19 protein-coding genes and 1 pseudogene are annotated in these 18,193 nt (G+C 66.2%); 15 read left to right on the top strand and 5 right to left on the bottom strand.

The genetic code is table 11. The features are described from left to right. Positions 1 to 197 precede the first annotated feature (197 nt). The gene (locus tag ACQQCD_RS11920) at positions 198 to 1,532 is read left to right on the top strand and encodes a hypothetical protein (protein WP_430268603.1); all 1,335 of its coding nucleotides are present in this window, start codon (positions 198 to 200) and stop codon (positions 1,530 to 1,532) included. 49 nt (positions 1,533 to 1,581) lie between these two features. Here ACQQCD_RS11920 and ACQQCD_RS11915 read toward each other — a convergent pair whose 3' ends face one another. After that, positions 1,582 to 1,992 (bottom strand): rhodanese-like domain-containing protein, encoded by a 411-nt coding sequence (locus ACQQCD_RS11915; protein ID WP_430268602.1) that lies wholly within the window; start codon positions 1,990 to 1,992, stop codon positions 1,582 to 1,584. Positions 1,993 to 2,324: 332 nt separating this feature from the next. Here ACQQCD_RS11915 and ACQQCD_RS11910 point away from each other — a divergent pair, with 332 nt between their 5' ends. The 5 genes from ACQQCD_RS11910 to ACQQCD_RS11890 all read left to right on the top strand — a co-directional run bounded on the left by ACQQCD_RS11910 (position 2,325) and on the right by ACQQCD_RS11890 (position 5,539). Continuing rightward, positions 2,325 to 2,597 carry an SHOCT domain-containing protein gene (locus ACQQCD_RS11910; RefSeq protein ID WP_430268601.1) on the top strand — a complete coding sequence of 91 codons (273 nt, stop codon included), beginning with the start codon at positions 2,325 to 2,327 and terminating at the stop codon, positions 2,595 to 2,597. Then, positions 2,597 to 4,054: a multicopper oxidase family protein gene (locus ACQQCD_RS11905; protein WP_430268600.1), complete on the top strand. Its 1,458-nt coding sequence runs from the start codon at positions 2,597 to 2,599 to the stop codon at positions 4,052 to 4,054. Before ACQQCD_RS11910 ends, ACQQCD_RS11905 begins: the two co-directional genes overlap by 1 nt. 54 nt (positions 4,055 to 4,108) lie before the next feature. Then, complete coding sequence (locus ACQQCD_RS11900; protein ID WP_430268599.1) at positions 4,109 to 4,519, top strand: DUF302 domain-containing protein; 411 nt, start codon at positions 4,109 to 4,111, stop codon at positions 4,517 to 4,519. A 193-nt stretch (positions 4,520 to 4,712) separates the two neighbouring features. Then, a complete protein-coding gene (locus tag ACQQCD_RS11895; RefSeq protein WP_430268598.1) occupies positions 4,713 to 4,970 on the top strand; it encodes an SHOCT domain-containing protein in 258 nt (85 codons plus the stop codon). Beyond that, positions 4,967 to 5,539 carry a sulfocyanin-like copper-binding protein gene (locus ACQQCD_RS11890; protein WP_430268597.1) on the top strand — a complete coding sequence of 191 codons (573 nt, stop codon included), beginning with the start codon at positions 4,967 to 4,969 and terminating at the stop codon, positions 5,537 to 5,539. Before ACQQCD_RS11895 ends, ACQQCD_RS11890 begins: the two co-directional genes overlap by 4 nt. Before the next feature lie 139 nt (positions 5,540 to 5,678). Here the strand turns inward: ACQQCD_RS11890 and ACQQCD_RS11885 are convergent, their stop codons facing one another. Continuing rightward, positions 5,679 to 6,053: an SHOCT domain-containing protein gene (locus tag ACQQCD_RS11885; RefSeq protein WP_430268596.1), complete on the bottom strand. Its 375-nt coding sequence runs from the start codon at positions 6,051 to 6,053 to the stop codon at positions 5,679 to 5,681. Positions 6,054 to 6,158: 105 nt separating this feature from the next. Further along, positions 6,159 to 6,833: an ArsR/SmtB family transcription factor gene (locus tag ACQQCD_RS11880; protein WP_430268595.1), complete on the bottom strand. Its 675-nt coding sequence runs from the start codon at positions 6,831 to 6,833 to the stop codon at positions 6,159 to 6,161. Positions 6,834 to 6,878: 45 nt separating this feature from the next. Here ACQQCD_RS11880 and ACQQCD_RS11875 point away from each other — a divergent pair, with 45 nt between their 5' ends. The 5 genes from ACQQCD_RS11875 (at position 6,879) to ACQQCD_RS11855 (ending at position 9,896) form a co-directional block, all read left to right on the top strand. Continuing rightward, the gene (locus ACQQCD_RS11875) at positions 6,879 to 7,106 is read left to right on the top strand and encodes a hypothetical protein (RefSeq protein ID WP_430268594.1); all 228 of its coding nucleotides are present in this window, start codon (positions 6,879 to 6,881) and stop codon (positions 7,104 to 7,106) included. Next, positions 7,103 to 8,386 (top strand): MFS transporter, encoded by a 1,284-nt coding sequence (locus ACQQCD_RS11870; protein WP_430268593.1) that lies wholly within the window; start codon positions 7,103 to 7,105, stop codon positions 8,384 to 8,386. Before ACQQCD_RS11875 ends, ACQQCD_RS11870 begins: the two co-directional genes overlap by 4 nt. Positions 8,387 to 8,605: 219 nt before the next feature. Then, entirely contained in the window at positions 8,606 to 8,905 is a 300-nt protein-coding gene (locus tag ACQQCD_RS11865; protein ID WP_430268592.1) for an ArsR/SmtB family transcription factor, read from the top strand. Further along, the gene (locus tag ACQQCD_RS11860; protein WP_430268591.1) at positions 8,902 to 9,180 is read left to right on the top strand and encodes a glutaredoxin family protein; all 279 of its coding nucleotides are present in this window, start codon (positions 8,902 to 8,904) and stop codon (positions 9,178 to 9,180) included. Before ACQQCD_RS11865 ends, ACQQCD_RS11860 begins: the two co-directional genes overlap by 4 nt. After that, a complete protein-coding gene (locus tag ACQQCD_RS11855; protein ID WP_430268590.1) occupies positions 9,177 to 9,896 on the top strand; it encodes a class I SAM-dependent methyltransferase in 720 nt (239 codons plus the stop codon). The genes ACQQCD_RS11860 and ACQQCD_RS11855 overlap by 4 nt, the downstream gene beginning before the upstream one ends. 213 nt (positions 9,897 to 10,109) lie before the next feature. Here ACQQCD_RS11855 and ACQQCD_RS11850 read toward each other — a convergent pair whose 3' ends face one another. Next, on the bottom strand, positions 10,110 to 10,547 hold the full coding sequence (locus ACQQCD_RS11850; RefSeq protein WP_430268589.1) for a DUF4913 domain-containing protein: 438 nt from the start codon (positions 10,545 to 10,547) through the stop codon (positions 10,110 to 10,112). Between the two features lie 13 nt (positions 10,548 to 10,560). Beyond that, positions 10,561 to 12,333: a TraM recognition domain-containing protein gene (locus tag ACQQCD_RS11845; protein WP_430268588.1), complete on the bottom strand. Its 1,773-nt coding sequence runs from the start codon at positions 12,331 to 12,333 to the stop codon at positions 10,561 to 10,563. 227 nt (positions 12,334 to 12,560) lie between these two features. On the opposite strand from ACQQCD_RS11845, the gene ACQQCD_RS11840 reads away from it, so the two are divergent. From ACQQCD_RS11840 to ACQQCD_RS11825, 4 genes and pseudogenes are all read left to right on the top strand, one after another. Beyond that, complete coding sequence (locus ACQQCD_RS11840) at positions 12,561 to 13,652, top strand: tyrosine-type recombinase/integrase (protein ID WP_430268587.1); 1,092 nt, start codon at positions 12,561 to 12,563, stop codon at positions 13,650 to 13,652. A 4-nt stretch (positions 13,653 to 13,656) separates the two neighbouring features. Continuing rightward, positions 13,657 to 14,007 carry a helix-turn-helix domain-containing protein gene (locus tag ACQQCD_RS11835; protein WP_430268586.1) on the top strand — a complete coding sequence of 117 codons (351 nt, stop codon included), beginning with the start codon at positions 13,657 to 13,659 and terminating at the stop codon, positions 14,005 to 14,007. Between the two features lie 407 nt (positions 14,008 to 14,414). Continuing rightward, entirely contained in the window at positions 14,415 to 14,987 is a 573-nt protein-coding gene (locus ACQQCD_RS11830) for a hypothetical protein (RefSeq protein ID WP_430268585.1), read from the top strand. A 64-nt stretch (positions 14,988 to 15,051) separates the two neighbouring features. After that, positions 15,052 to 18,120: pseudogene (locus ACQQCD_RS11825) on the top strand (Tn3 family transposase). Positions 18,121 to 18,193 lie beyond the last annotated feature (73 nt).

Raw genomic sequence — 18,193 nt, 5'->3', positions numbered from 1 at the left:
GGGGACTACACCCGGGGCAGCACCGTAACGCCGCCGCGGGCAGGAGCAACGCACGCCGCATCCTTGATCAGCGATACGCCGGCGGCGAGCTGGGCACGCAGGAATACCGGGACCGGTTGTCGGTGCTTACCGGCCAGGCGACCCAGCCGGAAGAACCGGGGGTAAATACACGCGACGACCGCCGGAACAATCAGCCAGTGGCATTGAGCCTTCCGGAGCTGAAGAAACGGGCTGCATCGCTGCTGATAGCAGCCGATGACGCAGTGCGCTCCAACGAGCAGGAAGCAGGATTCGTACAAGCCCAGTTCGGGGACGATTCCGTTGCGCCCTTTGTGAGGGCCCTCGCCGATGCCAGATCGGATCTGAGTGAGTCCTTCAAACTACAGCAGAAGCTGGAAGATCCGATCCCGGGCACCGAGGAGCAACAGCGGGCATCGTATATTGAGATCATCAATCGTTGCGAGGCGGCCCGCCAGGTTCTGGCCGAACAGAAAGTCTCCTTCGACTCCCTGCGCGAACTCGAAAAGAACGCACCGCAGGCACTCGAGCTGCTCCGGTCCGGACAAGCCAAGGCGGCGGCCAAGATAGCGGATGCGGAGCGCCACATGGCCGAGCTGTGCCTACGGTACTCCGATGCGGCGGTGGGTCCGGTCTCGGACAACATCGCCCAGGCCCGGGAGCGGCTGAAATTTCTGGACACCGCAACGCAGACTGCACAGCAGAAGCTCTCCGAGGCCGATCCGGGCGCCGCCGCCGTCGCTGTCCGTGCGGGCGAAGAAAGCCTGCATCAGACCAACGTGCTGGTTGACGCCATCGGCAAGGTCCGGCAGGACCTTGACTCCGCCCGGACTAATCTCGACCGCGCGGTAGAGGACGCCGCCCAGGACCTCGCCCAGGCCAAGGCCACCATGGCGGCCGGGCAGCACACCGACCTCGCGGGCCCCGTCGCGGGCGTCGAGGCGGTCCTGAACCAGGTGCAACAGCAGCTGCAGTCAGGCAGGATCGACCCGATCGCCGCGTTGCAGCGCATGGAAGCGGCGCGCCAGGGACTGGATCAGGCCCTCTCCGGGGTGCGGAACCAGCAGGATCAGGCGCGGCGGGCCGGGGAGGCTCTCCAGCAGGCCATCATGCACGCACAGGCCCGGATCTCGGTCGCCTCGGACTACATTGCCGCACGGCGCGGCGGCGTGGGAACCGGAGCCAGGATGCGCCTGGCCGAAGCGCAACGCACCCTGGATACCGCGCTCTCCCTCCAGCAGATGAATCCTGGATCTTCCCTGACCCACGCGCAGCAGGCCGGAGCTCTGGCATCCCGGGCGGCAGAGCTCGCCCACTCTGATGTGCAAGGTTTCGGCGGTCTGGACAACCGCGGCTACGGCGGGGGCATGTTCGGGAGCCGAGGGTTCGGCGGGGGCCTCGGCGGGGCCGTGCTGGGCGGGATTCTGATCGATTCGATCCTGCACGGCGGCGACGCAGTCCGGGACGGCGACTCCGGCGGCAGCGGAAGCGGCAGCGGAAGCGGCAGCTTCTGATCCGGGGGGGGCTTCGCCCCAGACCCCGGGGCATGGAAGAGCGCGGGGGTCAGGCGATCTGTTCCGTGGGCATGGCCAGGGTGACCCAGTCGTGCAGTCCTCCCCGGTAGTAGGCCAGTCCGGATGCCGGATACCCGGTTTCCAGCAGCGCCCGGATGGCCGTCGGTGACTGCGGGCATTGCGGGCCGTTACAGAAGAAAATGCTCAGCCTCGAAGGCTCGAGTTGATCGCTGAATCCAATGATCCGGTCGTGCGGGATGTTCACCGCGCCTGGAATCGTAACCCCAGCCCTGGAGTCAGGTACGCGGCAGTCGATCAAGACGGCGCCGACGCTGATCTGCTCGAGGAGTTCGAGCTCGCCGAGGGTGACCACCCCGGGTGCGCACTGCAGTGGCTGCAGCTCACCCCAAGTGGTGTCCACCGCTACCAGATCCGGTTCGCCCTCCACCTCCCGGGGCACGCTGACCGGAGCCTGAGGACGCATTCTCGACATTCGCTTCATTACCGCCGGTTCGACTCCCATGGTCCCACCATAACGCCGCCGGACGCGCGGCCGCGGTGACATGCCACCCCGGTGCCGCGGTGGCGGCCGCGCTACACGCCCGATTCGCCGTCCGGACCATGCTGTGTCCTCCCCGTCACGGGCGCCGAGAGCTGAATTCTCGGCTGAAGCCCCGAGCGTCAAACGCGCGGCCGCGACCCGCCATATACCCCCACGGGTATTTGGGTGTAGCCTCATAGATATCACTGCAGGCCGGGCAGCACCGGTTTCGCGGGAAAAGGAGACGGGTAATGATGGGTGGATACGGATCGGGCATGGGTTGGGCCTGGATGTTCTGGCTGCTGCTGATCGTCGGGTTCCTGCTGCTCGCCGGCGCGGGAATATGGTTCTTCTCGGCCGGCAGGCGCCGCGGCTCCCCCACAGGCTCCCCGGACGCCAGAGGCACCGGGCCTGCGGACCGTGGAGACACGCCCCGGGAGATCCTGGATGAACGCTTTGCCAGGGGCGAGCTGACAGCGGAGGAATACCACGAGCGGCTCAGGATCCTCAAGGGCGATAGCTGATGCGGTCTGTCCGCCGCCGCACTGCCCTCATGCTCGGGGGCGCCGGAACCGCAGCCGCGCTGACGGGCGCGGCAGGCCTGTTGTGGGGCCCCGGAGCCGGGTACCAGCCGTCCGGCGGCCAGGACCTCAGTGAACCCGAGGTCCTCCGCAGCAGCAACGGGACGCTGCAGGTGCGCCTGAGAGCGTCACAGGGTCAAGCAAGGATCGCCGGTACGAATGCCACCGTGTTGACCTACAACGGGTCGGTGCCCGGCCCGACGATGTTCCTGCGGCCCGGTGATCGGGTGAACGTGACCTTGGAGAACGGCCTGCGGGATCCGACCAACGTGCACGTCCACGGCCTGCACGTCTCCCCGCAGGGCAACAGCGATAACGTGCTCCTATCCGTTGATCCCGGGACGTCCTTCGAGTATGAATACCGGCTTCCCGCGGACCATCCTCCGGGCGTGTACTGGTACCACCCCCACCACCATGGCATGGTCGCTGACCAGGTCTTTGGCGGACTGTACGGTGCCATCATCGTCGAGGACCCGCACCCTGTCCCGGTCTCACGGGACCGGGTCATGGTCATCTCGGACATATCGCTGAACAGCGACGGAAGCGTCGCTGCCGTGTCGGCGATGGAGAAAATGATGGGCCGGGAAGGCAGCCTGGTTCTGGTCAACGGCCAGCTAAACCCGCAACTATCAGCCAAACCGGCAGAACGCGAGCGGTGGAGGATCATCAACGCCTGCACCGCCCGGTACCTGAAACTGCGCATGGACGGCCAGCGCCTTCAGCTGCTTGGACTCGACTCCGGCCGCTATCAGAACCCCCGGGACGTTGAGGAGGTGTTGCTGGCTCCAGGCAACCGGGCCGACCTCCTCGTCACCGCAGCCCCCGGCTCGGCGGTGCTGCGCACCCTGCCGGTGGACAGGGGAACCGCAGGATCCATGATGGGCTCCGGTACCGGAGGCCAGCGGGCCCAGGCAGACAGTAACGGGACCGTCCTGGCCACCTATGCCGTCAGCGGCGAACCGGCCCCGTCCGCGGAGCCGCTCCCGGCCCAGCCTGCACCCCGGGACCTGCGGTCAGCAACGGTCACGGCACGGCGGGAACTGACCTTCGCGATGGGAATGGGCATGGGGTCGGGAATGAGCTTCACCTTTAACGGCAAACCGTTCGACCCTGCCCGGATTGACACCACCGTCCCGGCCGGGTCCGTCGAGGAGTGGTTGCTGACTAACACGAGCCCAATGGACCACCCCTTCCATCTGCACGTATGGCCCATGCAGATCATCGAAACGGCCGGGGGTCCCGTGGCCGACCCCGAGTGGCAGGATGTGGTCAACGTCCCGGCCCGCAGCAGCGTACGCGTCCGGATCGCGTTCGATGATTTCACCGGCAAGACCGTCTACCACTGCCATATCCTCGACCACGAGGACAGCGGCATGATGGGCCTCATCGAATCCCGCTGACACCGCGAGACGGCGTCATTAACTCACAGTAAAACCCAACGAAGGAGACTAGCTATGAGCTACGCACACACCATCACCGTCGCCCTGCCGTACGAGGAAGCGGTGCGCCGGACCAGGGAGGCGCTCCTGGGCCAGGGCTTCGGGGTCCTCTCCGAAATCGATGTCCGCTCAACCTTTGAGGCCAAGCTCGGGGAGGAAAGCGGACAGGCCCTGGGCGACTACCTCATCCTGGGCGTCTGCAACCCCGCCCTGGCCCAGCGCGCTCTCACCGCGGAACCGGACATGGGACTGCTCCTTCCCTGCAACGTCGTCATCCGGCGCGGCCGCGACGCCGACGCGACCATCATCCAAACGATCGACCCGCAGACAATGGTCAAGCTCAGTGACGCCCCTGCCGTCGCCCTGGTCGCCGGCGAAGCCGACGACCGGCTCCGGGCCGCGCTGAAAGAGCTCCAAACTGCCTGAGACCCGGCCGCCCTCCGGGCCGGAGGCCCACGGGACGCGAAACAGGCCCGCTGCCTGACTTTTGTGTCCGCGTGCGCTCGGAGCATGGCCGGCTGCCGCCGGCCCCCTGAAGCAGACTGTATACACCCGCCGGGCCTTTGGGCACTGTTCCGGGAAGCGGGACCGACGTAGTTTCGTCAGAGGAGGTCTGATCATGATGTATGGGTGGGACGGGAATGGCTGGGGTATCGGCGCGTGGGTAGCCATGGCCGTGTTGATGCTGATTTTCTGGGGCGGAGTAGTCACTGTCGTTGTGCTCCTGCTCCGGCGTCCCCATCCCGGTGAGGGACCGGGCGCACAGCGGCCGCCGCACCACGACGCCGAGCGAATCCTTACTGAGCGCTTCGCCCGCGGGGAAATCGACGAGCAGGAGTTCACTGCCCGGCGCACGGCGCTCAGGCGCCAGGATTGAACTCGTTGAGCCGCCGCGCGCAGATCATCCTCGCAATCACATCCGTGATTCTTCTGACCGCACTGTCCCTCGTGGCGGTCGGCGTCGTGGGAGGTGTTGTGAACCCCGGGGGCGCCGGTTTTCTGTCCCGGACCCGGTGCGTGGCACCGAATCTTCCTGGACCGGTCGTCTCCGTTTCACTGACCAACATGGGCGGACCCATGTTGCGCCCGCGCAACGGCATGATGGGCGGCGCCATGCGAATGACGGCAGACCGAAACACTGTGGCGCACGGCCCGGTGTCCTTCCTGGTCACCAACGCCGGCACCATCAGCCACGAACTCGTCATCCTTCCCCTTCCCGAGAGCCAGATACCCGGCACCCGCCCGATCGGCGCGGACGCCAAAATCGATGAGGCGGGCAGTCTCGGGGAAGCTTCCAACACCTGCGCCGACGGCGCCGGGCAAGGAATCCTTCCCGGCGCGTCAGGCTGGGTCACCGTCACGTTGCCGCCAGGGCGCTATGAGCTCGTTTGCAACCTCCCCGGCCACTACGCAGCCGGCATGTACACCCAACTCACCGTCACCTAGTCCCTTCGCGAAGTCTCCGCCCCGCGACATTGACGCCCGCAAGCAGACGGCAGTTTCGGGGCGGCCCATCATGGGACCGCCCATGTCGGTCGCGGCAACGTTGACGACGCTTCCGGCCAGGCCGGGAACCGCGCAGCCGTCATTGTTGGTAGAGCCGACGCCCGCACGCGGGACGGCCAGGACCGCGACGGCGGCGAGAGAAAGGGCCGTGAGGGCCAGTGTGGCGAGGATCCCGATCAGCAGCTGGCTTCGGGAACGCGGTGTCATCATTGCGCCTGAGGGCTGTCCGGCGCGCGGTGAATTCAGTTTCGTCGATTTTCCCCCGGGCGAATCGTTCGTTGAGGATTCGTTCAGCCTCGTCGTGGGCCGGGGCGTAGGGGCCCGAGGGCCACGGTGGTTCCGAACCCCGGCTGCGCCGGAGCAGCAGGATCACAACGGTAACAACGCCGCCCCAGAAGATCAGCATCATCAGTGCCATCAGCGCCCACCCCAGACTCCCCAGCCGCCGTTCCATCCATACATCATGTGAAGACCTCCATCATTGTGATGAGTCTTCTTGGTACCGGGTCCCTGTGAACGACGATTGTGCCTTCATCGTGGCGGCAGGGCAGTGATGTGTCTAAGCGGCCGCTTCCACGGGCAGGCCGCCGAGGCGCCATTCGAGCATTCCCTCGTTCAGCCGTCTGGCCCTCCGGCCGGTGGAGCGCAGCAGGTCTACCGCCTCGTAGGCCAGGACGCAATAGGCGCCGCGGCAGTAGGCGACGATCTCCCGGTCCCCGGGCAACTCGGAGAGCCTGTCGCGGAGCTCCTCGAGCGGGATGGAGAGGGCTCCGGGGATGTGGGCGGCGTGATACTCCTCGTCGGGGCGCACGTCCAGGACGGTCACGGTTCCCGCGCCCGCACGCACGAGCAGGTCTTCACGGGCGACTTCCTCCTCTTCGACCCGCGCGCCATCCAGCCCCAGGTAGGCGACGCGTTTGGCTTCGACGTCCGCCACGTGCTCCTGCGCGACGGAACGGAGCAGGCTGTAGAGCCGGAGGATGTCCGGGCCGGCGAGGTCGTAGTGGATCCGGTTGCCGTCCCGCCGGGTGGTGACCAGTCCCGCCTGGCGCAGGGCCTGCAGGTGGGCCGAGGCCGTGCTAAGCCCCAGTCCGGCGGCCGCGGCGAGGGTTTCCACGCTGCGCTCTCCCTGGGTGAGCAGGTCCAGCAGCTCCAAGCGCTTGCCGTTGCCCATGGCCTTGCCCACCCTGGCGAACTCTTCGAAGAGTTCCGATTTCCTGACCTTGTCGCCCACTTGCTCCTCCAAAGATCCATGTAATACTGGAACAAATACTATTCCATGTTTATCTGGAATACCACTCTGCCGCCGGAATTCACCTCCGGCGTGGAAGGACTGAGAGTCATGGGCCCCTTGAATCTGATCCCCGCCGTAGACGAGGGACTAGGCAAGTCCACCCACCTCCTGGACCTTGGTGAGGGCCGAGCCCCCGTCATGGACCCGGAACGCGATCTGCGACACGTACGCAGCGAAGCCTCCAGGCGCGGATTGAGCATCGCCGCCAAATGAACAACCACACCCCCGCCACCCACAAACCCGCCACCCGCGACGCAATCACCTTGGGCCTGCGGCAGAACCTGGCCCAGTTCATGCTCCTGGTCGCCGTCAACGCCCTGGTCGGGGGCACCCTCGGCCAGGAGCGGACCGTCCTGCCCCTGCTGGCCGGGCAGGTCTTCCACCTCGACCTCTACACATCCGCCCTGACCTACATCCTGGCCTTCGGCGTGGCCAAGGCCGCCACCAACTACTTCGCAGGGACCCTCTCTGACCGCTACGGCCGCAAACCCGTCCTGATCACCGGCTGGCTCATCGCCTTGCCCGTGCCGCTTCTGCTGATCTTCGGACCTTCCTGGGGCTGGATCGTCGCCGCCAACGTGATCCTGGGCATCAGCCAGGGCCTGACGTGGTCCACCACCGTCGTGATGAAAATGGACCTCGTCGGCCCGTCGCGTCGCGGCCTGGCCATGGGCCTGAACGAGGCCGCCGGCTACCTCGGCGTGGCCGCCACAGCCCTGGCCACCGGCTACATCGCCGCCACCTACGGTCTGCGGCCCGGACCGTTCCTGCTCGGCGCCGCCTACATCGCCCTAGGCCTCGGACTCTCGGTCTTCGCTGTGAACGAAACCCGGGGCCACGCCCGTCTGGAGGCGGCCAACCATGTCTCCGCCCACTCCGGCGCCCACGGGGAACTGAGCAACCGGGAGATCTTCACCCTGACCAGCTTCCGGGACAAGTCGCTCTCCTCGGTCAGCCAGGCCGGCATGGTGAACAACCTCAACGACGGTCTGGCTTGGGGCCTGTTTCCCGTGCTGTTCGCCGCCGCAGGACTGAACATCGAGAAGATCGGCATTCTGGCGGCCGTGTACCCCGCCGTCTGGGGTGCAGGGCAACTCGTCACCGGTGCACTCTCTGACAGGTATGGCCGTAAGCGTCTGATCGTCGGCGGCATGCTCATCCAGGCAGTGGCATTGGGAATGGTCGCCCTCGGCCAGGACTTCGGGATCTGGCTGGCCGCCGCGGTCCTGCTCGGCGCCGGCACCGCCATGGTCTACCCCACCCTGTTGGCCGCCATCGGCGACGTCGCCCACCCTGTCTGGCGGGCACGCTCGGTGGGGATCTACCGGCTCTGGCGCGACGGCGGATTCGCCGTCGGAGCACTGCTCGCCGGCATCCTCGCGGACGCCTACGGCATCCCGACAGCCGTCGCAGTCGTCGCCGTACTCACCGGAGCATCAGGGATCCTGGTCGCAATACGTATGCGCGGCACCGATCACCACCCGGTTGGCTGAGTCCGGCTGCCATATGGCTCTTCTCCGGCCCCGGCAAGAGCGTCGAGGAAACTCGACGCCACTATCCGAACTCCTCACCCGAGGGTAAGTAGACATGCGCGCGGGACACCTGCTCCTTGCCGGAATATCTATGAATCTAGATGTGTTGATAAGGTCATGATCACTTACCCCGCCGTTTCGGAGGCGGACACACTCCAGGACCAGCCTGACCTGTCTCCTATGCCCGGTGTCGACGAGGCCCGGCAGCTCGCGGCGCTGACACAGGCGCTCGGGGATCCCGTCCGACTGCGGATCCTCGCCGCACTGGAGTCGGTGTGCGTGCCCGTGGGCACCATCGTCGACGCCACCGGCCTTCGGCAGCCGGCTGTCTCGCACCACCTGCGTGTCCTCCGTGACCGCGGTCTCGTCCGTGGGGAGCGGCGGGGCACCTACATCTATTACTGTCTGGCCACCGATTCGGTCGCGCCGGCCATCGAAGCCCTTCGCCGCCTGTCGGCATCCGTCGGAGGCGCTCGGTGAACGCGGCTGTGGAGGTTTTTTGCCGGACAGGATGCGGCAAGTGCGGCGCCGTCCGGCGCTGGCTGAGCACCTTGGGCCACTCTGTGCTGATGCACGATGTAACACGTGACGCCGGCGCCGCCGCGCGGCTGGCCGAGCTCGGCTTCACCAGCTTGCCGGTGCTCCTCACCCCGGACGGGCGGGCCGCGGCAGGCAGCGACCCGCACATCCTCCCCGAGCAACTGCCCATGTTGAAATCCGCCCGGACGAATACCGAACCAGGAGAGCCCCGATGACAAATACCGACCCCCGCGTGCTGGATGACCAGCGCCGGCATTGGCGCACCACCTTCGAATCAAACCCCACCATGTACGGCCCGGCCCCCAGCGGGCCGGCACTGGCAGCACTGGAACTCTTTGAACGCGAAGGCGTCAGGGATGTTCTCGAACTCGGCGCGGGCCAGGGCCGGGACACCCTCGCGTTCCTGCGGGCAGGGATTACCATGACCGCGCTGGACTACGCCCCCGAAGGCCTGACCGAATTATCCGACGCGGCCACCACCGCAGGGCGGTCAGGAAAGCTGACCACGGCGGCCCACGACGTGCGCGACCCGTTACCCCTGCCGGACGATTCCGTGGACGCCGTCTTCAGCCACATGCTCTTCAATATGGCCCTGACCACTGACCAGCTCACCGCCCTCGCCGCCGAGGTCCGCCGCGTGCTGCGCCCCGGCGGCTGGCACATCTACACCGTCCGCTATACCGGGGACCCCCACGCCGGCACCGGCGTGGACCGCGGCGACAACATGACCGAGCACGGCGGATTCATCGTCCACTTCTTCGACCAGGACCTCGTCGGCCGCCTCAGCCAGGGATACTCGGCACCAGAAATCATCCCCTTCGAGGAAGGGGACCTGCCCCGCCGTCTCTGGCGTGTTACCCAGCGCAAAACCCACTCAACCGAGGGTGCCCCGGTACCCGGCCATGAAAGGTCCGGCACCCCGCGACCCTGACACGACCCACCGCCGTTTCCGGCTCCGCCCGGCACTCCGCTCGACTAGCTCCGGGCCGGAGACGGCAATCATGAGTCCAAGGAACAGCGGGCCGAGGACGGCTCCGCCGTCCTCGGTGAACGGTCGAGGCAGTAACGATTCCCGTCCTGGCGAACGCAGCAAAAGCCGTCGCCGCTGAGGACTTAGGCATCACAGGAACGCTGGCGTTGCAACTCAAAACTGCTTCACACGGACGTCCGGAAACCAGCCCGGGGGTGCCTTGCTTGGTTCCAGATGTTCGGGGTCGCGGTGTTCTTGCATGTCGCAGTTGTAGAACGGGCCGCGCGGGTCCAGGAGCACGCCCATGTGGTGGTCCGCGTGGTCCCGCCACCACACACTCATCCCGGTGGCCGGGTCGAGGCGCAGGTGCTCCCACGACCGCCACAGGGCCGCGACCCGGGAGACTGCTTCGGGGTGGAAGTACCACTCGATACACCACTTCGCGGACTTACCGGTGACGGCCCGGACATAGGTCGGCAGCAGCTGCTCGTGCAGGAACTCTTCGGCAGACCCATACACGAGCTCGGGCGTTTCTTCCGCGGCTCCCTCTAATGCTGCGCCCGAGCTTTGGGTTGGGGTGTCGGTGTCGAATAGTCCGAAATCGTCGGCCATGATCGCTCGCTTCCTACCCGGTGACCCAAGGGTTGGCGGCGGGAGCCGTTGCCGCCAGAAGGGTCCCTGCCTCCTCCGGGCGGGGGCTGTAGCGCCGGATTGACGCCTCGACAGCGTCTTTGTGCTTGCCGGTGAACCAGGGCATGGTGCGCACCAGCGTCGCGGGGGCGCCGGAGGCGAGGACCACGGCGCGGCCGCGGTCGAGCTCTGCGAGGTTGGAGACGTCGAAGATGCGTTCTTTGCCTTCCTGGCGGGAGCGGCTGGACCCGGTTTTGCCGGAGCTGATGGAGACGTTGGTGTAGCTGTAGTCCCCGATCAGGTCCGAGAGGGCGCGGAGGAAGCCTTCCTCGGCCACTCCCCCGCCGTAGACCTTGACGTTGGCGGCCGACCAGATTTTCCGCATGTTTGCCTCGCCCCAGAGTTCGACGCCCTGGGACCAGGATTGCAGGATCCCCATGACGATCAGGCCCTTGGAGCCGTAGTGGCTGAACTGGTCCGGAAGGGCCGCCCAGCGGACGACGTTGGCCAGCTCATCGAGCGCGAACAGGGCCGGCTTGGGCAGGCGTCCGCCGCTGCGCTCTGCCCGTTCTTCCATGGCCTCGGCGATGGCGACGGTCAGCGCGGTGGTGAGCGGGGCGGCCGAGCCGGCTCCTTCCTTGGAGAGGATGTAGATCGTTTCCTGGGACGCGGCGAAGGCGTGAGGGTTGAACTGCCGCCGCGCGTCGGTGGCGACCGTGGCCCCTCCGGTGGGGGCGACCCAGCGGAGCGTGTTGCGGCTCTTGAGGCACTGGATCATCTTCTCGGCGGTGCCGAAGATGCCGTCGCGCTGCTTGTCCGCCAACTCCAGCGTGGACTCCAGCCCCCGGTACTGCAGCTCGTAGTCGTGTGCTTTGAGGATGTTGATCGGTTCCCGGTTGACCTGCTCGGTGACCCAAAAGTAGACCTGCGTGATCGGCAGGCCGCCGAGGGCGGCGGCGAGGAAGTAGGAGGAGAGGATGTCTTCGGCTTTGGGGTCGAAGTAGGCGTCCGGCTTGGAGCCGGGGACCCGGGAGCCGACGGAGAAGTGCTGGGTGAGCTTGTAGGCCTTCTCTTCGTCGGTGACGTAGGAGAGCGGGTTCCACCACCAGTCCGGTTCTTCCTGGGCGATCTTCTGTGGGTCAAAGACCCACACCGGTGCGGTGGCCACGCGGACGCCGCGGGTCCCGTCAACGACGTCGCGCTTGTTCGAGGTCGAGACGACCGCACCAGGTGCGTCGAGGATCGCAGGGATGACCCGGGAGGTGGACTTACCGGTTCGGGGTCCCCAGATGTCGAGGCTGAGGTCTTCCCAGGACTGGATGAACGTCTGCCCGGTGGAGACAACCTTGCCCACGACGATGCCGGGGTTGCCGGTGACGCCCAGGCGGTCGGCGGTGGCCTGTGCGCCCTTCGCCGAGAACGCGGTCAGGTGCTTGCCGCGGCCGAGGTATCGGGCTGCTTTGTCGACGCGGGCGCGCTTGGAGGCACCCTTCCTCCACGCCCAGAACACGACGATAGCCAGCGCCAGGATCAAACCCACGATCACTGCCACAACGATGGTCGACTGGACCGGCCAGATGACTTTGCCTTTCACGAGGCCGGCGATCAGGTCAATCGGGTGCCTTGGCGGTGTCGGCAGGCCGGCCATCCATGACCCGATGTGCACGGCGGCGTACGCGCCGCCGCCGACGATGACGATGAATCCGATAGCCAGCCAGATCAGGATCGCGTCCCCCAGGCCCATGCCTTTGCGGTTCGGTGCGCTCACAGTGCATCTCCTGTCGTGGGCAGCTCCGCGGCCACGGGGTCCATCAAGGGGGCCGCGGGTATCTCTATTCGCTCAGGTTCGTTGGCCTGTTCTGCGGCCGGGATTCGCGTTTGAGCAGGTGATGTCGGTTCGGAGCCCCTTGGGGCCCGAATCGACGAACCATCGACGAGAGTGACGGTTTGGGCGTAATGTCGACGCATGCTCGCTCCTTCTGAAGTTGGTCGCTGATGGTGCTGGTGGCGTTGCCCGGTGGCGGCGCCATGGATCCGGCGTTCTGGAGTGTGCAGGCGGCCGAGGATTTCGAGCAGGAGATCGTTGACCAGTACGCGTTGGCGATGGCAGCGGCTGGTTTGAGCGACTCGCATATCCGCAATACCCGGGCGACGATTATTGAGTTCGCCCGGTCGGTGACGGGCCCGCTGTGGGCGGCGACCTGTCAGGACGCCGACCGGTTCCTGGCCGAGCAGCGCAGGCTGGGTCGCAGTGTGAGCACCAGGGCTGGCAAGGCAGGGACACTGGCGTTGTTTTACGAGTTCATGATCAGCCGTTATCAGGGCCGGATCCATCGGGTGGCCGGGGTGCTGGTCGAGCAGCCCATCGATGAGTTCAACCGCCAGTCCGGGGCGGCGCTGGGCAACGTCAGAGTGCCGCCGTCGGATGCCGAGATCGACGCGTTCTTTACGTGTTGGCGGCACTCGATCCCGCAGGCCCGCAAGTATCTGCCCGCCGCGCGGGATTACTTCGCTGCCTCGCTGTGGCGTCGGCTCGGGTTGCGGATCAACGAGACCGTGATGCTCGACATCCGTGACTGGCGCCCGGACCTGGGCGGGTTCGGCAAGCTCCATGTCCGGTTCGGCAAGGGAGCACAGGGCCGCGGCCCGAAGCCGCGTCTGGTGCCCGCGATCAATGGCGCGGCAGAGCTGATCGACTGGTGGCTGGGCGAGGTCCGACACCAGTACGGCGAGGACTGGGCTGATCCCGATGCGCCTTTGCTTCCCTCGGAGCGGTTCGACCGCGAGCTGGGGCGATGCGGCCGGGTCGGTGGCAACGCGCTGCGGCGCAGCTTGGGGTTGCAGGTCGAGCAGTGGTTGCCGGCATGGTCGGGTCGGATGACTCCCCACGTTCTGCGGCATTACTGCGCTTCCTCGCTGTACGGGGCCGGGATGGACATCAAGGCGCTTCAGGAGCTGCTGGGGCATCAGTGGCTCGCGACTACCTCGGGTTACATCCACGTGCGCAGCGAGCACGTCGAACTGGCCTGGAAGAACGCCAATGAGCGGGTCGAGTCCCGCTTCGCGACCACACAAAAGGAAGGATGAGGCCGTGCTGTGGAACCTGCGGATCAGAGCCGCCGAACGCGGGGTCTGGAAATCGGCGCAGATGCGCCGGATGCTCGCCGATGCCGGGCTGGAGATCAGCGCCGGGAAGATGTCCTCATGGTGGGCCGGGACACCGGCGACGATGAGACTCGAGGAGCTCGACGTGCTCTGCTCAGTGTTGAAGTGCACGCCGACGGACCTGATGAGTCCCGAGCCGGAGAAAATCGCTGCACGTCGTCCACGCGCGACCGAGACCGTCAACGGCGATGACCAGAGCCACGGCGCCGGCAATGACGGGGTATCGCCGGTCGTCACGCCGAGATTCGGCAGGCCACGGTCCGAGCCGCCCCTATAGGCAGGGCTATTGTGAGTCCCGCCCCGGGCCCGACGGCGGCGCTGCGGCCGCCATCGATGTGCCCCCACTGCCAGATCAACCGTGTCGCGTGGGCCCACCCTCGGGTGGACTATTGCTATGACTGCCTTCCCGGCGGCCCGTTCATCCCGCCCCCGTGTTCCAAGTGCGGCACCAACGCGGGCTACTTCAGCCAAGGCATGTGCGCCAGCTGCCATCCCGGCAGCCCGCAATACCCAGGCTCGTGCAAGGGCTGTCTGGCGTGGGGTGTCTACCGCCGCTACAACTGGACGTGCTGGCAGTGTCGTTGGTGGCGCTCCCACAACCCGGAAGGAATCTGCGACTTTTGCGGGCGCGCGGCCCGTATCGGGGAGCGGCGGGCCTGCCGGCTGTGTCTGGAACAGGCCCGAATGCTCCAGGAGCCCGGACATGGCCTGGACCTGGCCGGCGCGAATAAGGCCGGGCACCAGCTCTTCTTCGCCAACATGACCTCCGCACGCCGGGGCGCACCGCCGCTGAGCCCGGAACAACGCGCCCCATGGAAGCGGCGGGACAAGAACAACCCGCCCGGCACGGGTTCGGCTGCCGACTACGGCGTGCAGATGCCGTTGTTCGATATGGCGCCCGATCCCGCGGCCCTCGCAGCGCGTGCCCGCCTCGAAGACAGAGACCTGACCCGCTACTGCGCCGCCATCGTCCGTGAACACGCCGCGAGGGCCGGCTGGAGCAAGCGGCAACGCAACGACGTGACCCGATCGCTGCGGCTGCTGCAGGGCTTCCGGCTCAGCCCGACCGCGAAGATCCGCGCCACCGACGTCCTCCAACTGCGCCAATACTCCGGCAACGTCATCTCCACGATCGACGTTCTGGCCGCGGCAGGCCTGCTTATCGAGGACCGGCCAACCCGGATCGAACGCTACTTCGCTGCCAAGACCAGCACCCTGCCGCCGGTCATGAAGGACCAGCTCGAGGTGGGGGTTTGAGTAGTAATGGAACAGGATTGCGCGTTTAGCCCTTGGCTTCGTGGCTGTCGGTAGTCTGTAGGGTGTGCCGGTTGAATTCTTGAGTGATGCGCAGGTTGCCGCGTTCGGGCGGTTCGTGGGAGAGCCCTCGCAGGACGATCTGGAGCGGTTCTTTTATCTTGACGACACCGATCAGGAGTTGATCCGCAGACGCAGAGGTCAGCACAGCCGGCTAGGTTTTGCTTTACAGATCGGAACGGCCCGGTTCTTGGGGGCGCTGCTTGCTGACCCGCTCGATGTGCCATGGTCTGTGGTCGATTACGTTGCGGCGCAGCTCGGGATCGCGGATCCCTCGGTGGTCAAGCGATACACCGAACGCGTGGAGACAGCCAACACGCATGCACGCGAGATCCGTGCCGTCTACGGGTACCGGGACCTTGATGCTCCCTTAACCGAAGCGTTGACGGCTTTCGTCTTTTCTCGGTCCTGGACCCATGGTGAGGGGCTCACCATGTTGTTCGGACACGCGGTTGCCTGGTTGCGCCGGGAGAAGATTCTATTGCCCGGCGTGAGTGTATTGGCACGGATCGTGGCCGCGACCCGCGACCAAGCGACGGGCCGTTTGCACGCGCAGCTTGCTGCTGCGGCTCAGAGCGCCGATCCACGGTTGCCGGTGGTGCTACGGAGCTTGCTGGGAGCTGATCGGGGCGATCGGGCAAGCCGCCTAGAATTGTTGCGTACCGGGCCGACGCGGGTGTCGGGTCCCGAACTGGAAAAGTCTTTGCAGCGGACGGCTATGGTCCGTTCGTTCGGGACCGGGGCGGCTGACTTGTCGATGGTGCCCCCGGCACGGGTGCGTTCCTTGGCCCGCTACGGTCTGGGGTCCAAGGCCCAGACGCTAAGCAGGCTTGCCGAGCCACGCCGCACGGCGACATTGGTGGCAACGCTTGCGGCGTTGGAAGCGTCCGCAGTCGATGACGCGCTGGATCTTTTTGACCTGCTCATGGCGACAAAGGTGATGGGCCCCTCCCGTCGTGCTGCGACCGCGGACCGATTGGCGAAGATGCCCGAGCTCGAGAAGGCTTCCAGCGTCTTGGCCCGGGTCGGAGCCGAGCTGCTGCGCGTGCTTGAAGATGCGGGTGAGAGCCTCGACGTCACTGCCGCATGGGCTGCGTTGGAGAAGATCACTACCCGTGACCGGATTGTTGATGCCGTTGCGAAAATCGGCGAGCTCGTCCCTGACGGAACTGGCGCTGAGGGCGCGATGCGCGAGCAAATGTCTCGACGCTTCCGCACCGTTGCCCCATTCCTGAAGCTGCTGGGAACCACGATTCCCTGGGGCGCCACACCGTCCGGGGAACGTGTCGTGACTGCCTTGGCTGGGATCGATGGGCTGCACGGGCGACGCAAGGTACGCCGCGAAGAAATTGACGCGGCGCTGGTGCCGCCATCCTGGCATGCAGCCGTGTTCGGGCGAAGCGATGGAACCGAAGTTGACCGCGACGCGTGGGTGGTGTGCGTCCTGGAACAATTGCGAGCGAACCTGCGCCGACGCGACGTGTTTGCAACAACTTCAACCCGATGGTGTGATCCGCGCGCACAACTGCTCGCGGGCCCCGCGTGGGATGCGGCACGGGAACCGGCCTTGCGGTCATTGAGCCTGGACACCCCGGTGGACGAGCACCTGCGGGCGAAGATCGACGTGTTGGACGCCGCGTGGCGCGGCTTAGTCGAAGCCGTAGAAAAGGCTGGCCCGGACTCGAGCGTCCGTTTGGTCGATGACGGCGAGGGGAGAGCCAAACTATCTGTAGCGCGGCTCGATGCCCTGGAAATCCCCGAATCGCTGACCAGGCTACGGGCACAAATTGCAGAGATGCTTCCGAAGGTGGATCTTCCCGAGATCCTGCTTGAAGTGCATTCCTGGACCGGATTCCTTGACCCCTACACTCACCTTTCCGGGTCGGGTCCCCGAATGCGTGACCTACCGCTGTCGGTGGCTGCCGTGCTCATCTCCCAGGCCTGCAATGTCGGACTGACCCCTGTCGTGGCCGACGGACAACCCGCGCTGACACGTGAACGCTTGGGGCATGTGGACGCAAACTACATCCGCGCCGAGACCCACACCGCCGCCAACGCGCTCCTGATCGACGCCCAGTCGAACATTCCGGTAGCCCGTTCATGGGGCGGCGGACTGCTGGCCTCTGTGGACGGGCTACGGTTCGTGGTCCCGGTGCGCACGATCAACGCGGCCCCGAACCCGAAATACTTCGGACACGGACGGGGCCTGACATGGTTCAACGCCGTCAACGACCAGGTCGCCGGCATCGGCGCCGTCGTGGTCCCGGGAACGGCCCGCGACTCGCTGTATGTGCTGGACACGATGCTCAACCTCGACGGCGGGCCCAAGCCCGAAATCGTCGCCTCCGATACGGCATCCTACTCGGACATGGTCTTTGGGATCTTCACCCTGCTCGGCTACAGGTTCTCCCCACGCATCGCGGACCTCACCGACCAGCGCCTGTGGCGCGCAACGTTCCGTGGCGAGGCGGCCGCCGACTATGGGGCACTCAATGAGGTTGCGCGGCACAGGATCAACCTGGAAAAAATCACCACGCACTGGGAGGACATGACCCGTGTGGCCGCTTCCCTGGCTACCGGATCGGTGCGCGCGTACGATCTGCTGCGCATGCTGACCCGTGAGAACGGGTCCCCGGCGCCGCTGGGGGCAGCGCTCATCGAATATGGGCGCATCGCCAAGACCCTTCATTTGTTGTCCCTGATCGACCCGACCGATGAGACCTACCGGCGGGCCATCAACTCCCAGCTCACGGTGCAGGAGTCGCGTCATCGTCTGGCCCGGGCAATTTTCCACGGTAGGCGCGGGCAAATCTACCAGCGTTACCGCGAGGGCCAGGAAGACCAGCTCGGCGCGCTGGGGCTGGTGCTTAACGCCGTCGTGCTCTGGAACACCAAGTACACCGATGCCGCCATCACGGCACTGCGCGAAAACGGGCAATAAATCCCGGAAGAGGACATCACGAGGTTGTCCCCGCTGGCCGATGCCCACATCAACATGCTGGGCCGCTACGCGTTCACCGCGCCCACGCTCCAAGGGCTACGACCCTTGCGAAGCCCGGCCGCCTCCGGAAGCTGACTCATCTGTGCGGCAAATCTCCCGATCCGCCTTGCAAGCCATCATTTTCGGTAGTCTGCCAGTGATGTCAGCG

Origin of the sequence: Pseudarthrobacter sp. J1763 (assembly GCF_050490295.1) — a bacterium.
In the GTDB taxonomy this organism is placed as follows: Bacteria; Actinomycetota; Actinomycetes; order Actinomycetales; family Micrococcaceae; genus JBNPEO01.
The sequence above is the reverse complement of the archived record's forward strand: the minus strand, read 5'-3'. Positions and strand labels throughout refer to the sequence as shown.

Coding starts and splice junctions, on each gene's coding strand:
- ACQQCD_RS11850 (WP_430268589.1), bottom strand. CDS start 10,547: ATGGCCGACGATTTCGGACTATTCGACACCGACACCCCAACCCAAAGC.
- ACQQCD_RS11840 (WP_430268587.1), top strand. CDS start 12,561: ATGGTGCTGGTGGCGTTGCCCGGTGGCGGCGCCATGGATCCGGCGTTC.
- ACQQCD_RS11905 (WP_430268600.1), top strand. CDS start 2,597: ATGCGGTCTGTCCGCCGCCGCACTGCCCTCATGCTCGGGGGCGCCGGA.
- ACQQCD_RS11870 (WP_430268593.1), top strand. CDS start 7,103: ATGAACAACCACACCCCCGCCACCCACAAACCCGCCACCCGCGACGCA.
- ACQQCD_RS11895 (WP_430268598.1), top strand. CDS start 4,713: ATGATGTATGGGTGGGACGGGAATGGCTGGGGTATCGGCGCGTGGGTA.
- ACQQCD_RS11875 (WP_430268594.1), top strand. CDS start 6,879: ATGTTTATCTGGAATACCACTCTGCCGCCGGAATTCACCTCCGGCGTG.
- ACQQCD_RS11900 (WP_430268599.1), top strand. CDS start 4,109: ATGAGCTACGCACACACCATCACCGTCGCCCTGCCGTACGAGGAAGCG.
- ACQQCD_RS11885 (WP_430268596.1), bottom strand. CDS start 6,053: ATGGAACGGCGGCTGGGGAGTCTGGGGTGGGCGCTGATGGCACTGATG.
- ACQQCD_RS11910 (WP_430268601.1), top strand. CDS start 2,325: ATGATGGGTGGATACGGATCGGGCATGGGTTGGGCCTGGATGTTCTGG.
- ACQQCD_RS11865 (WP_430268592.1), top strand. CDS start 8,606: ATGCCCGGTGTCGACGAGGCCCGGCAGCTCGCGGCGCTGACACAGGCG.
- ACQQCD_RS11855 (WP_430268590.1), top strand. CDS start 9,177: ATGACAAATACCGACCCCCGCGTGCTGGATGACCAGCGCCGGCATTGG.
- ACQQCD_RS11830 (WP_430268585.1), top strand. CDS start 14,415: ATGCTCCAGGAGCCCGGACATGGCCTGGACCTGGCCGGCGCGAATAAG.